This is a genomic window from Streptomyces africanus, from assembly GCF_002150735.1.
In the GTDB taxonomy this organism is placed as follows: domain Bacteria; phylum Actinomycetota; class Actinomycetes; order Streptomycetales; family Streptomycetaceae; genus Streptomyces; species Streptomyces africanus.
This window is the reverse complement of sequence record NZ_MUKA01000097.1, coordinates 15,650-28,933: the sequence shown is the minus strand read 5'-3', so window position 1 is coordinate 28,933 and position 13,284 is coordinate 15,650. Positions and strand designations below refer to the sequence as shown.

Annotated in this window: 9 protein-coding genes and 1 pseudogene; all 10 read right to left on the bottom strand. The window is 71.4% G+C overall.

Features of this window, described 5'->3' with window-relative positions:
- A pseudogene (locus tag CCL05_RS14980) lies at positions 1-1,075 on the bottom strand (Rne/Rng family ribonuclease); the annotation flags it as partial.
- Between the two features lie 254 nt (positions 1,076-1,329).
- Complete coding sequence (locus CCL05_RS14975) at positions 1,330-2,112, bottom strand: TIGR03936 family radical SAM-associated protein (protein WP_086560999.1); 783 nt, start codon at positions 2,110-2,112, stop codon at positions 1,330-1,332.
- 48 nt (positions 2,113-2,160) lie between these two features.
- On the bottom strand, positions 2,161-3,348 hold the full coding sequence (locus tag CCL05_RS14970) for a hypothetical protein (RefSeq protein ID WP_208641508.1): 1,188 nt from the start codon (positions 3,346-3,348) through the stop codon (positions 2,161-2,163).
- Positions 3,349-3,608: 260 nt separating this feature from the next.
- Positions 3,609-5,573 carry a TIGR03960 family B12-binding radical SAM protein gene (locus CCL05_RS14965; RefSeq protein WP_086560998.1) on the bottom strand — a complete coding sequence of 655 codons (1,965 nt, stop codon included), beginning with the start codon at positions 5,571-5,573 and terminating at the stop codon, positions 3,609-3,611.
- Between the two features lie 109 nt (positions 5,574-5,682).
- Entirely contained in the window at positions 5,683-7,188 is a 1,506-nt protein-coding gene (locus CCL05_RS14960) for a CYTH and CHAD domain-containing protein (RefSeq protein WP_086560997.1), read from the bottom strand.
- Between the two features lie 67 nt (positions 7,189-7,255).
- Positions 7,256-7,864, bottom strand: coding sequence for a hypothetical protein (locus CCL05_RS14955; protein WP_086560996.1), 609 nt, complete (start codon positions 7,862-7,864; stop codon positions 7,256-7,258).
- A 22-nt stretch (positions 7,865-7,886) separates the two neighbouring features.
- Positions 7,887-9,089 (bottom strand): rod shape-determining protein RodA, encoded by a 1,203-nt coding sequence (gene rodA / locus CCL05_RS14950; protein ID WP_086560995.1) that lies wholly within the window; start codon positions 9,087-9,089, stop codon positions 7,887-7,889.
- Positions 9,086-11,332: a penicillin-binding protein 2 gene (gene mrdA / locus CCL05_RS14945; RefSeq protein ID WP_086560994.1), complete on the bottom strand. Its 2,247-nt coding sequence runs from the start codon at positions 11,330-11,332 to the stop codon at positions 9,086-9,088. The genes rodA and mrdA overlap by 4 nt, the downstream gene beginning before the upstream one ends.
- A gap of 202 nt (positions 11,333-11,534) precedes the next feature.
- Entirely contained in the window at positions 11,535-12,206 is a 672-nt protein-coding gene (gene mreD, locus CCL05_RS14940; RefSeq protein ID WP_086560993.1) for a rod shape-determining protein MreD, read from the bottom strand.
- 13 nt (positions 12,207-12,219) lie between these two features.
- Positions 12,220-13,167: a rod shape-determining protein MreC gene (gene mreC, locus CCL05_RS14935; protein ID WP_086560992.1), complete on the bottom strand. Its 948-nt coding sequence runs from the start codon at positions 13,165-13,167 to the stop codon at positions 12,220-12,222.
- Between the last annotated feature and the right edge of the window lie 117 nt (positions 13,168-13,284).

The following is a 13,284-nucleotide window of genomic DNA, read 5'->3' as shown; positions in this document are numbered from 1 at the left end:
CACCGGCGGCGCCCCGCGCGGACTTCGCGCCCCGGGACGCCCGGGAGGGCTGCGCGGGCTCGGCGAAACCACTGGCGGCCCGGCGGACGACCCGGCGGCGGCGCCGCGGAGCGGCATCCTCGGCGGGCTCGGACGCCTGGACGGCGGCTTCGGCGGGGGCCTCGGCGGCAGCGGCCTCGTCGGCTCCGTCGGACTCGGCGGCAGGGGATTCGGTCACAGGTGCCTTCGCCTCCTCGGCGGGCGTGCCGGCGGGGGCCTCGGCGGGCGCACCGGTCACGGCAGCGGCGGCCTCGGCGGGCGCGTCGGTCATGGCGACGGAGCCGGACCGGCCCGCGTCGGCGGTTGTCTCCGCCGCCTCGGCGGCGGCAGGTGCTGCGGTGGGCGCGGTCACCCGTCGCGTGGCACGCCGCCGGGTCCTGCGCGGAGCAGCCTCCTCGGCCACCTCCGCGGTCTCGGCGCCGTCGGCGGCAGCGGCGGACTCGGGGGCGCTCGGCTCGGCCTGTGCGGCGGCGGCAGCGGGCGCCGCCGGCTCCACGGCCTCGGCCGGAGCCGCGGCGGGCGAGGTCACCGTGCGCGTCGCACGACGCCGGGTGCGCCGGGGAGCGGCGTCCTCGGACACCTCGGCGGACGCGGCGGCCTCGGTCTGCTCCGGCGCCTCGGAGGCGGCGGGAGCGGACGCGGTCGCCGGCACCACGGTCTCGGCGGCCTCAGCGCTCGCCGGAGCCCCTGCGGGCGCGGCGGCACGACGCACCACGCGGCGCCGCTTCGGAGCGGCGGGCGCGGCCTCCTCGGCGCTCTCGGCGGCCTCGGGGATCTCCTGCGCCGCCGCGACGGTCTCTTCGGCGGCGGTCTCCTCGGCCTCGCCGGCCTCTACGGCGTCGGCCGCGAGGTCGTCGGGCTCCGCGGCCGGTATGGCCGGCGTGACGGTCTCCACGGGAGCGTCGGAGGAGGCACCGACGGGCGGACCCGCCGGCCGGGACGCGGCACGGCGCCGCCGACGGGGCGGCAGGGTGTCGCTGGGAGTGTTCTGTTCGGAGTCCGTGGCGGACTCTGTGGGTTCGGTCGGTTCGAGCATGCGGGCTTTTCTCCCGTCAGGCTCCCGGGCGCCGCACCTGGTCCGGCTGTGCCGGTGACGTCCGCGGCTCGCGCTGTGCGCGTCGCCGCCGTCCGGGGCGCGGGCGCCGCACGGGAGCTCTCCGTGTCCTGTCTCGCCGGTTCCGTACGCCGAATGCGTACGGCCTGGCGAAAGTCTTCTGGTCGGTGCGCTGCCCGACCCAGGTGGCTCCCGAGTCCGAGGGCGGCGCTACGACGTCCGTCCCTTCGCGGAACCTACGCCGGCGCCGTCGCGGTGGCAGACGGTTCGGCCGTTGAGTGGGCCTCCGCTGCCTCGCGGTCGGGCGCGAGCGGGTCGGTCACCGTGCCGGTCTCTTCATCGAACAGCCCCTGCGCCAGCCTGGTCACCGCTGCGGGGACCGGCGGCGCCAGGTCGGCCACGGCGCGGAGACCGGACAGGACGTCGTCGGGTCGTACGGCAGGCGTCACGTGCCGAACAACCAGCCGCAGTATCGCACAGGGCTGGTCGGTCGGCCTATCAGCCTGCGAACTGTGCGTTTCTGTGAGGTCGGGGATCTCCAGGCTCGCGACGGCGGAGCGGGCGTCGAAGGTGCGTACCCCGTTCTTGGCGAGGCGCTGGACCTCGACGGTCTCGGCCGCGTTGAAGGCGTCCGCCGCCCGGCGGGCCTCCTCCTGCGGCACGCCGTCCAGCCTCAGCTCCCACACGGAAGCCGTCAGCCGGTCGGCGAGGCCCGGGGTGCGGGCCTCGACCGCCTCGATGATGTCGAGCCCGGTGGGCAGCGACTCGTCGAGAAGGATCCTGAGCTGCTCCGGGTCGCGCGGCGCGGTGAGCGCGATCTCCAGGTACTCCGCCTCACTGCCCGTGCCGGTGGGTGCGGCATTGGCGTACGACACCTTCGGGTGCGGTGTGAAGCCCGCCGAGTAGGCCATCGGCACCTCGGCACGGCGCAACGCACGCTCGAAGGCGCGCTGGAAGTCACGGTGGCTGGTGAACCGGAGGCGGCCGCGCTTGGTGTAGCGCAGTCGGATGCGCTGCACCGCGGGTGCGGGCGGCGGGCCTTCGGGCTGTCGCTTGCCCAGTGTCGTTCAGTCCTTCGTGAGAGCGGTCGTACTGCTACCAAGAGTACGTGCCTCGCGGCCCGAAGGTTCCCCGAGGTCGACCGGCTGCGGCTGCGCGGGCGCTCCGAAGAGCATCCGCCGGAAGTCGGCGCGCGCCTGCCGTACGGACTCCCGGGCGGCGGCCAGCGCCTGTCGCGTGGCCCGTCCCACACTGCGCGCGGCCTCGGCGGCGGGCCGCAGGACGGCGTCCCGCACGACGTGTCCGACGGGCGTCAGCACGCTCCGGTACACCCACCGCACCGGCTCGACGAAGATCCACCTCAAGAGCGTCGCGAGGAACCGCCCGACGGCGAGCGAGATGTGCCCGGCGATCCGCCACGCGTGCCCGAGGGCGTCCCGGACCTCCCGCCCGATGACGGCGAGGACCCGCCCGACCGGCGTGAGGATCCAGCGCCACACGGCGAGCGCGGGAAGGACGAGCAGGATCCGCGCGATCCAGTACAGACCCGTCCCGATGCCGGTGACGACCATGCTCATCAGCCACACCAGCCCCTTGGCGCACCAGGCGATCGCCCGACCGACGGGCGCGAGGACCCACGTGTACAGCCACACGGCGGGTACGACGACGAGATACCGGGCGAGCCAGGCCACGACCGCGTACACCCCGGCCCCGACCGCGGCGAGCACGGCGCCGAGCCCCTTCAGCACCCACAGCACGGCACGCCCGACCGGCGTGAGCAGAGTCGAGTACACCCAGCCGAGCACGGCCCCGATGGCCTTGGCGAGCGAAGTGACGGCCCATGCGACCGCGTGCCCCACCGGCGTCAGCACATGCCGGTAGAGCCACACCAGCGGCACGACGAGGAGGACGTTCCCCAGCCACCCGAGCGCCTTGGCCACCGGCACGACGACATACCGCCACAGCCCCACGAACGGCCAGACGAACACCGCCCGCCCGAGCCACAGCAGCGCCCGGCCCAGCGGCCGGAACAGCACGTCGTTCAGGAACCGCCCGGCCACGACGAGCCCGTCCCACACCATCCGCACGGGGACGACCAGCACGAGCACGACGATGCGCACGGGAATCCGGATCGCGACGGCGAGACACCCCTCGGGCGCCGCCTCACGCACCGGCGGCGCGGCCGGTCCGGGCACCCGTTCACGCAGATCGACTCGCGTCTCGGAGCCCTCACGGGCCGGCTTCTCCAGATCCATACCGTCGTAGACGCCTCAGCGGCCCGTCCGGATCCAGCACGTCCGGAGTTCCTCCATCCGGCGGCATGATCATACGGCTCACGCGCCGGCGACCCGCGTGTGCAGCAGCCGGGGCGACTCCGCAAAGCCGCACCGGGCGTACGCGGGAATCGCAAGCCCTCGCGTTCACCGAGAGCCTCGCCGACCAAGTTCTCCATCCCCGCATTGTGTGGACCGGCGGCATCAGCCGTCCATGCCGCCGGCCTCCCGGCGCCCGCCCCTCAGTGCGCGTGCCCGCTCGGTGCCGGCGCGGCGTTCTTGACCGTCAGGGGCAGCAGCTTCTTGCCCGTCGGGCCGATCTGGATGGACGTGTCCATCTGCGGACACACCCCACAGTCGAAGCACGGCGTCCAGCGGCAGTCCTCGACCTCCGTCTCGTCGAGGGCGTCCTGCCAGTCCTCCCAGAGCCAGTCCTTGTCGAGGCCGGAGTCCAGGTGGTCCCAGGGGAGGACCTCCTCGTACGTGCGCTCACGCGTCGTGTACCAGTCGACGTCGACGCCGAAGGGGGCCAGGGCCTTCTCGGCGCACCGCATCCAGCGGTCGTAGGAGAAGTGCTCGCGCCAGCCGTCGAAGCGGCCGCCGTCGTCGTAGACCGCGCGGATGACGGCGCCGATCCGGCGGTCGCCGCGGGACAGCAGGCCCTCGACGATGCCGGGCTTGCCGTCGTGGTAGCGGAAGCCGATGGAGCGGCCGTACTTCTTGTCGCCGCGGATCTTGTTGCGCAGCTTCTCCAGGCGGGCGTCCGTCTCCTCCGCCGACAGCTGCGGCGCCCACTGGAAGGGCGTGTGGGGCTTGGGGACGAAGCCGCCGATCGAGACCGTGCAGCGGATGTCGTTGGACTTCGACACCTCGCGGCCCTTGGCGATGACCCTCGTCGCCATGTCGGCGATCTGGAGGACGTCGTCGTCGGTCTCCGTCGGCAGGCCGCACATGAAGTACAGCTTCACCTGACGCCAGCCGTTGCCGTAGGCGGTGGCGACCGTGCGGATCAGGTCGTCTTCCGAGACCATCTTGTTGATGACCTTGCGGATGCGTTCCGAGCCGCCCTCGGGGGCGAAGGTGAGACCGGAGCGGCGGCCGTTGCGGGTCAGCTCGTTCGCCAGGTCGATGTTGAAGGCGTCCACGCGGGTGGACGGGAGGGAGAGGCCGATCTTGTCGTCCTCGTAGCGGTCGGCGAGGCCCTTGGCGATGTCGCCGATCTCCGAGTGGTCCGCCGAGGAGAGGGAGAGCAGGCCCACCTCCTCGAAGCCCGTCGCCTTCAGGCCCTGCTCGACCATGTCGCCGATGCCCGTGATGGAGCGTTCGCGGACCGGGCGGGTGATCATGCCGGCCTGGCAGAACCGGCAGCCGCGGGTGCAGCCGCGGAAGATCTCCACCGACATGCGCTCGTGAACCGTCTCGGCCAGCGGGACCAGGGGCTGCTTGGGGTACGGCCACTCGTCGAGGTCCATCACCGTGTGCTTGGAGACACGCCAGGGGACGCCGGAGCGGTTGGGCACGACGCGGGCGATACGGCCGTCGGGCAGGTACTCGACGTCGTAGAAGCCGGGGATGTACACCCCGCCCGTCTTCGCCAGGCGGAAGAGGAGTTCCTCGCGGCCGCCGGGGCGGCCCTCCGCCTTCCAGGCGCGGATGATCGCGGTGACCTCCAGGACGGCCTGCTCGCCGTCACCGATCACCGCGCAGTCGATGAAGTCCGCGATCGGCTCGGGGTTGAACGCGGCGTGGCCGCCGGCCATGACGATCGGGTCGTCCAGGCCGCGGTCCTTGGCCTCCAGGGGGATCCCGGAGAGGTCCAGGGCCGCCAGCATGTTGGTGTAGCCCAGCTCCGTGGAGAAGGACAGGCCCAGCACGTCGAAGGCCTTCACGGGCCGGTGGCTGTCCACCGTGAACTGAGGGACGCCGTGCTCCCGCATCAGCTCCTCCAGGTCCGGCCAGACGCTGTAGGTGCGCTCGGCGAGGACGCCCTGCTGCTCGTTCAGCACCTCGTAGAGGATCTGGACGCCCTGGTTGGGCAGGCCGACCTCGTAGGCGTCCGGGTACATGAGCGCCCAGCGGACGTCACAGGAGTCCCAGTCCTTGACCGTGGAGTTGAGTTCTCCGCCGACGTACTGGATCGGCTTCTGCACGTGCGGGAGCAGAGCTTCGAGCTGCGGGAACACCGACGCAGCGACTTCGGCAGACATGTCGCGCACCTTCGTGGGCTGGACTGAACGGACAGGGTGACCATCCAGACTAACGCGACCCGGACGCGCCTTCGTACGCGCGGAAGATCAGAGGAGGATCAGCGGGAGATCACAGACCCGCAGCCCCGTCCTTGATCGCGTTCCAGAAACCGGGCAGTTCGGTCTCCACGCGCACCGCCCGCTGCTCCTCGCGCTCGTGGAGCACGCCGTAGGTGAAGGTGTTCTCCCCGGCCGCGTGGGCGACCGCCGCCAGCTCGCGCAGGGCCTGCCGGGCCATCACGCTGTCCTGGTGCTCGCCGAGCAGGATCTGGAGCGCTTTCATGGTCTTGACCAGGTCCTTGGCCGGCTTGCCGAGGGCCGGCCGGGCGGCCTCCGCCGCGTAGCGGGCGCGCTTGGTCTTCTTGCGGGCCTCGTGGATCGCGACGTCGCGGTCGGTGCCGGGCTCCAGTTCCACAGCCCGCTCGACCAGCCCGGCGACCTTGCGGACGTCCCTCGTGACGGCCTTGGCGATCTTCTTGTGGGGCTTTTTGCCGGCCGCCTTCTTGAGGGGCGGGTCGGCGATCAGCGCGTCCAGAGCGTCGAGCAGGGCGAGGTAGCGGCCGGAGTCCAGGACTCCGATGAGCCGCCCGCGGGTTCCGCCGTGCTCGGCGCTCGCCCAGGTGTGCAGCCGCTCGCGGACCGGGCCGCGGACCAGGGTGGCCGGCACCTCGTCGAGGGCCGTCGTCAGCCGTGCGGTCAGCACTTCGCGGTCCCGGTCCAGGCCCAGCTCACCGGCCAGCCACTTCAGCTCGTCGCCGACCGGGTCGGTGACGGTCCGGTCGAGGAGCTCGCCGTACGTCTTGAGGGTGCTGCGCAGTCTGCGGGTGGCGACGCGCAGGCTGTGCACGGCGTCCTCGGCATCCCGCCGCACGGCCGGGTCGAGTTCGACGACGGCGTCCCGCTGGGCGCGCACGTACGCCAGGACGTGGTCTGCGGCGGTCACCGGCCGCGCGGCGGGGGCGGACGCGGGCTGCCGGTGCGGCGCCGTCTCCGCGAGGGCCCGCGCCAGTTTCGACGGCGAGGCCGACGGCCGTACGCCCGCCTTGCGCAGCCGCTTCTCGACCTTGTCGAGGAAGGCCGGGTCTCCCCCGTCGGCGAGTTCCACCTCGATCTCCGTCCACTGCGCCTCACCGCCGCCGGCCGTGAGCCGGTCGGCCCGTACGGCGTCGACGCTGACCTCGGCGAGCAGCTTGCCGTCGGCGTCGACGAGGTGGCGTACGTCGCGGTCGGAGCGCAGCCGGACGACGGGCAGCAGTTCGCCGCCGCGGACGCGGGAGCGGACGAGCCCGGCGAGGTCGCCCGGGAGGGTGTCGGAGAGCGGGGCGCGGATCTCGTCGCGGACGCCGGGGGCGACGGGGAACTTCAGATGCCAGCCCGCGTCCGAGCCGCCGGTGCGGCGGCGCAGGGTGACGGACGACGCGGCGAGGCGTTCGTCGGCGGTGTCGTAGTAGGTGGCGTCGAGGTGGGCGACGCCCTGGTCGAGCACGGTCGCGACGCCGGCGACACCGGTCAGGTCGGGAAGCCCGCTCTCGTCGGATTCGTACTTGCGCTCGACCTCGCGCTTCGTCTCCGCCATGCCATGGAATCTAGTGGCTGACCGGCCGGGGCGGCAGTGGTGGGCGCCCTCATCCAGGGCGTCGCGTTCAGGTCGTCAGCAGGGCCCGCATCTCCTCGCCGTCCGGGAACGGCGCGTCCTTCACCGTCCGGGAGACGAGGTACACGTGGGCGTCCTCGAACTGGTGGTACGACAGCGGCTCCGGGCCCTGTCCGACGATCAGTACGTTGTGCTCCAGGCGCCAGCTGACGTACCGGGTGTCGTACCTGGGCTGCCGGATGTCGTGGTTCGGCAGGCCCAGCCGGTCGGTGAAGCGCCGCACCACGGTGCCGAAGTGCGCGTCGAACTCCGGCCGCCAGGCGCCTTGCTCACTGGTCCAGCCGGGGAGGGGGCCCCAGCAGTCCTCGTCGAGCAGGCCGCCGTCGACCGAGTAGAGGTAGGCGAACGGCAGGTAGAGCGAGCCGTCGCCGTCGCAGGTGACGAAGTGGCCCTGCGGGGTGACGTGGGTGGCTTCGGGGACATCGGGTGTGTCCTCGTACGCCGGTCCCTGCACCGCCTGCGACCAGTCGGGCCAGCCGCCCTCGCGCATCCGCGCCTCGATGGCGTCGTCGTCGGTCAGGTCCAGCTCCGCCAGCGCGAGGAGCTGACTCACCAGATCCTCGGTCACCGGGCACAGGGCCACGTACTCCCCGGACATTCCACTCCCCCGTTACTACCCGTTAGGCCGACATCGGTCGTTGTACCCGGATCGACTGCAACAGGCCGACCGCTATCCACACGGCGAACATCGACGAACCACCGTACGACACGAACGGCAGCGGCAGGCCGGTGACCGGCATGATGCCGAGCGTCATCCCCACGTTCTCGAAGGTCTGGAAGGCGAACCAGGCGACGATGCCGGCGGCGACGACCGTGCCGTACAGGTCGGTGGTCTCCCGGGCGATACGGCAGGCCCGCCACAGGACGACGCCGAGCAGCAGGATGATCAGGCCGCCGCCGACGAAGCCCAGTTCCTCTCCCGCCACGGTGAAGACGAAGTCCGTCTGCTGCTCGGGTACGAACTGGCCGGTGGTCTGCGAGCCGTGGAAGAGGCCGGAGCCGGTGAGGCCGCCGGAGCCGATGGCGATCCGGGCCTGGTTGGTGTTGTAGCCGACGCCGGCCGGGTCGAGCTCGGGGTTGGCGAAGGCGGCGAAGCGGTTGATCTGGTACTCGTCGAGCACGCCGATCTGCCAGACGGTGACCGCGCCGAGGGTGCCCGCGCCGAGCAGGCCGAACACCCAGCGGTTGGACGCCCCGGAGGCGAGTAGCACGCCGAGCACGATGATGACCATGACCATGACCGACCCGAGGTCGGGCATGAGCATCACGATCAGCATGGGCACGGCGGCCAGGCCCAGTGCCTGAAGGACCGTGCGGTGGTCGGGGTACTGCCGGTCGCCGGCGTCGACTCTGGCCGCCAGCAGCATCGCCATGCCCAGGATGATCGTGACCTTCACGAACTCCGAGGGCTGGAGGGAGAAGCCGCCGGGGAGCTTGATCCACGAGTGGGCGCCGTTGATCGTGGAGCCGAGCGGGGTGAGCACCAGCAGGATCAGCAGGAGCGAGAAGCCGTACAGGACCGGCACGGCCGTGCGCAGGCCGCGGTGGCCCAGCCAGATCGTGCCGGCCATCAGGGCGAGGCCGATGCCGGTGTTGAGCAGGTGCCGGATGAGGAAGAAGTACTGGTCGCCCTGGTTGAGCTCCGTGCGGTTGCGGGTCGCCGAGTAGACGAGGAGCGTGCCGAGCAGCGACAGGGCCATCGCCGACAGCAGGATCGGCCAGTCGAGCCGCCGCGCCACCGAGTCGCGGGCGAGGAGCCTGGTCCAGCCGGAGCGCTCGGGGCCGTAGCCGGAGACCTGGAAACTGTTCACACCGCCGGTCATGTCGGCAACCTCCGGCTTCCCCGACGGCGCCGGCGCCTTCGGGTGTCACGGTTCTCCGGCGACGGCGGGGCCGACGTGGCCGGCTGGAGCGGGTCGGCCGGGGCGTTCGGGTCCTTCTTTTTCGCCTGCTGGTCCTTGGCCGGGTCCTTGGGCACCTTCGGGGAGGCGATGGTGCCGTCCGTCTTGACCTTCGGCAGGGTCTTTTCCGGGGTGGGCAGCAGGGCCTTCTTCGCGTCGATGTCGCCGTCCTCGGAGACGCCGTACAGCGCGTTGTAGATGTTGCGGACGGCGGGGCCCGAGGCGCCGGAGCCCGTACCACCCTGGGAGATCGTCATGACGATCGAGTAGTCCTTGGTGTACGTGGCGAACCAGGAGGTGGTCTGCTTGCCGTAGACCTCCGCCGTACCCGTCTTGGCGTGCATCGGGATCTTGTCCTGCGGCCAGCCGCCGAACCGCCAGGCGGCCGTACCGCGGGTGGCGACTCCCTCGAGGGCTTCGTCTATGCGGTCGCGCGTCTGCCGCGTCATCGGCAGCTTGCCGTGCGACCGGGGCTTGATCGGCGTGACGGTCCTGCCGTCGGCGCTGATGACGGCCTTGCCGACGGAGGGGTTGTAGAGGGTGCCGCCGTTGGAGATGGCCGAGTAGATGGTGGCCATCTGGATGGGTGTGACGAGGGTGTCGCCCTGGCCGATGGAGTAGTTGACGGAGTCACCGGCGCGCATCCGGTTGCCTTCGAGGCAGTTCTCGTAGGCGATCTTCTCGGCGTAGCTACCGTTGCGCTTGCCGGTGCGGCACCAGGCGTCCTTGTTGGCCTTCCAGTAGTCCAGCTTCCACTTGCGGTCGGGGACGCGGCCGGTGACCTCGTTGGGCAGGTCGATGCCGGTCTCCTTGCCGAGGCCGAACTGGTGCGCGGTCTTGTAGAACCAGTCGTTGGGGTGTTTCTTCGGCTTGCCGCCGCCGTCCTTCTTCCACTCCTCGTGGGAGAGCCGGTAGAAGACCGTGTCGCAGGAGACCTCCAGGGCGCGGCCGAGGCTGATCGGGCCGTATCCCTTGGATTCGAAGTTCTTGAAGACCTGGCCGCCCAGGGAGTACGAGCTGGAGCACTGGTAGGGGCCGTCGAAGGAGTAACCGGCGTTGATCGCGGCGGCCGTCGGGATGACCTTGAAGATCGAGCCGGGCGCGGACTGGCCCTGGATCGCGCGGTTGAGCAGCGGGTAGTTGGAGCTCTTGCCGGTGAGCCGCGCGTAGTCCTTGGCGGAGATGCCGCCCACCCAGGCGTTCGGGTCGTAGTTGGGGTTGGAGGCCATGGCGACGACGCGGCCGGTCTTGGCCTCCATGACGACGACGGCGCCGGAGTCGGCCTTGTAGTTGGTGCCGGTGTTCCGGTCGTGCTGCCTGCGGGCTTCCTTCATGGCCTCGTTCAGCTGGTACTCGGCGATCCGCTGGACGCGGGCGTCGATGCTGGTGACGAGGTTGTCGCCGGGTTGGGCCGGGTCGGCCTCGGCCTGGCCGATGACGCGGCCGAGGTTGTCGACCTCGTAGCGCGTGACGCCGGCCTTGCCGCGCAGCTGCTTGTCGTACTGGCGCTCCAGGCCGGAGCGGCCGACCTGGTCGGAGCGCAGATACGGCGAGTTGGTGTTCTGGGCCTTCTTGATCTCCTCGTCGGTGACCGGCGAGAGGTAGCCGAGGACCTGGGCGGTGTTGGCCTTGCCCGGGCTCGGGTAGCGGCGCACGGCCTCGGGCTCGGCGGTGATGCCTGGGAAGTCCTCGGCGCGCTCACGGATCTGGAGGGCTTGCTTGGGGGTGGCCTCGTCGGTGATGGGGATGGGCTGGTACGGCGAGCCGTTCCAGCAGGGCTGGGGGGTCTTGGCGTCGCAGAGCCGGACCTTCTCCTGGACCTCCTTGGGCGTCATGCCCAGGACTCCGGCGAGCTTGGTGAGGACGTCCTTGCCGTCGTCCGGCATCTTCAGCAGGTCCGTGCGGGAGGCGGAGACGACCAGTCGCGTCTCGTTGTCGGCGAGGGCCACTCCGCGCGCGTCCAGGATGGAGCCGCGGACGGCGGGCTGGACGACCTGCTGGACGTGGTTCCCCGACGCCTCCTTGGCGTAGGCCGCGCCCTCACGGATCTGGAGGTACCACAGGCGGCCGCCGAGGGTGAGCAGGAGGGACAGGACGAGAACCTGGATGACGACGAGCCGGATCTGGACCCGTGGGTTCCGCCCGGTCTCGGGGATGTTGGTCACTGCGGCTGCCTCCCCCTCTCAGTGCGCGTACGGATGTGCGGGTACGAAGCCGGGCCAGGGCGCGACGCCTGGCCCCGGTGCGGAGCCGGGCCAGGGTGCGGGCGTCTGTCCGGGCACGTGCGTGCGGATACGAGTGAGGAACGACGGGCCCACGAGCCGGCGTTCCTTCCGGAGGAGTCCGTTCGGGTGAACTTCCCTGCGTTCACAGCCGCTTGACCCCCTTGATCCGCCCGGCCCGCGCCATCCGCGCCCGGGCCGCCTTCACGCGCAGCCCGTTCCGCTGGCTGCCGATCTTCAGGCCGGTGCCGCCGGAGAGCCAGCCGGAGGAGATGTCGGTGGCCTTGGCGCCGGAGCCGGTCTCGGCGAGCGGATCGTTCTCGGCGCGCCTGGCCAGCGCCATCACCCCCGGCACCACGAACGGGGCGAGCAGCAGGTCGTACAGGGCGGCCGTGAACAGCAGACTGCCCAGGCCCACATGGCGGGCGGCGGTGTCCCCGACGAGGGCACCGACCCCGGCGTACAGCAGGGTCGAGCCGAGGGCGGCGCCGACCACCACGACCATGGGGCCGGTCGCGGACTTCAGCTGGCCCGTCTCCGGTTTCACCAGGCCCGCGAGGTAGCCGATGACGCACAGCACGAGCGCGTAGCGCCCGGCGGCGTGGTCGGCGGGCGGGGCCAGATCGGCGAGCAGGCCCGCGCCGAAACCGACGAGGGCGCCGCCCACATGGCCGTACACGAGGGCGAGGCCGAGGACGGTGAGGAGCATCAGGTCAGGCACGGCGCCCGGCAGGTGGAGGCGGGCGAGGACGCTCACCTGGATCACCAGGGCGACGACGACCAGGGCGGAGGAGAGCAGGATCCGGTTGACGCGCATGAGGTGACAGCTCCTACTGCTCTTGCTGGTTCTGGCCGTCTGCGGGTGCCTCGGCGGACGGCGTCACGGTCACCGTCACCGTCGGCCTGGGAGTCGGCTTGGGCTTGGGCGGAAGCACTGTGTCGCGCGGGTCCTTCTTCGGGGCCTCGACGACGACGCCGACGATGTCGAGCTTGGTGAAGGCGGCGTACGGCGTGACGTAGAGCGTGCGGGTGAGGCCGCCGCCGGACGGGTCGACGCGGGAGACCACACCGACGGGCACGCCGGGCACGAACGGCCGGTCGGCCTGCGAGCCGAAGGTGACCAGGCGGTCGCCCTTCTTCACCTCCGCCTTGCCGTTGAGGAGTTCCACGCGCAGCGGGCGGTCGCCCTGCCCGGAGGCGAAGCCGAGCTCGTCGCTGGCCTCCATCCGGGTGCCGACGGTGAAGTCGGGGTCGCTGGCGAGCAGGACCGTGGCGGTGTTGGGTCCGACAGTGGTGACCCGGCCGACGAGCCCGTCCCCGTTCAGGACGGTCATGTCGCGTTTGACGCCGTCATTGGCGCCGACGTCGATGGTGATGGTCCAGGAGAAGCCCTGAGCGGCTCCGATGGCGATGACCTCGGCGCCCTTGATGCCGTACTGCCCCTGGCCGGCGATCTTCAGCATCTTGTCGAGCTGCTTGAGGCGGCTGCGGCTGCGGTCGTCGCTGCCGAGCCGCGCCTTCAGGGCCGCGTTCTCCTCCTCCAGTACGGCGAGCCGGTCGTGCCGCTCGCCGGATTCCCGGATGGCGGAGACCGCGTTGCCGACCGGGTCGACCGCGGCCGACACACCGCTCTCGATCGGGCCGAATACCGTCGCCGCTCCCTGCCGGGCACCGTCGACCGGGGAATCCTCCCCACCGCGAATGTCCACCGTGATCAACGCGAACGCGATGGCGATCAGCAGCACCAGGAGCAGCCGGCTCTCTCGTGTGTCCCTCACGTGCGGCGGCCGTGCCCTTCCTCATCGGAATTCGGGAAGCCCCAGGGAAACCCGAGGGGCTGCATTGTGGGAGCTTATGCATCTATATCAACGATCCGCCGCACGAGAGGAGAACGT

What these genes read in the sequence shown, in the direction of transcription:
- CCL05_RS14955 (WP_086560996.1), bottom strand. Translation starts at nt 7,864, where the DNA reads ATGTCCGGGGAGTACGTGGCCCTGTGCCCGGTGACCGAGGATCTGGTG.
- rodA (WP_086560995.1), bottom strand. Translation starts at nt 9,089, where the DNA reads ATGACCGGCGGTGTGAACAGTTTCCAGGTCTCCGGCTACGGCCCCGAG.
- CCL05_RS14960 (WP_086560997.1), bottom strand. Translation starts at nt 7,188, where the DNA reads ATGGCGGAGACGAAGCGCGAGGTCGAGCGCAAGTACGAATCCGACGAG.
- mreD (WP_086560993.1), bottom strand. Translation starts at nt 12,206, where the DNA reads ATGCGCGTCAACCGGATCCTGCTCTCCTCCGCCCTGGTCGTCGTCGCC.
- CCL05_RS14970 (WP_208641508.1), bottom strand. Translation starts at nt 3,348, where the DNA reads ATGGATCTGGAGAAGCCGGCCCGTGAGGGCTCCGAGACGCGAGTCGAT.
- CCL05_RS14965 (WP_086560998.1), bottom strand. Translation starts at nt 5,573, where the DNA reads ATGTCTGCCGAAGTCGCTGCGTCGGTGTTCCCGCAGCTCGAAGCTCTG.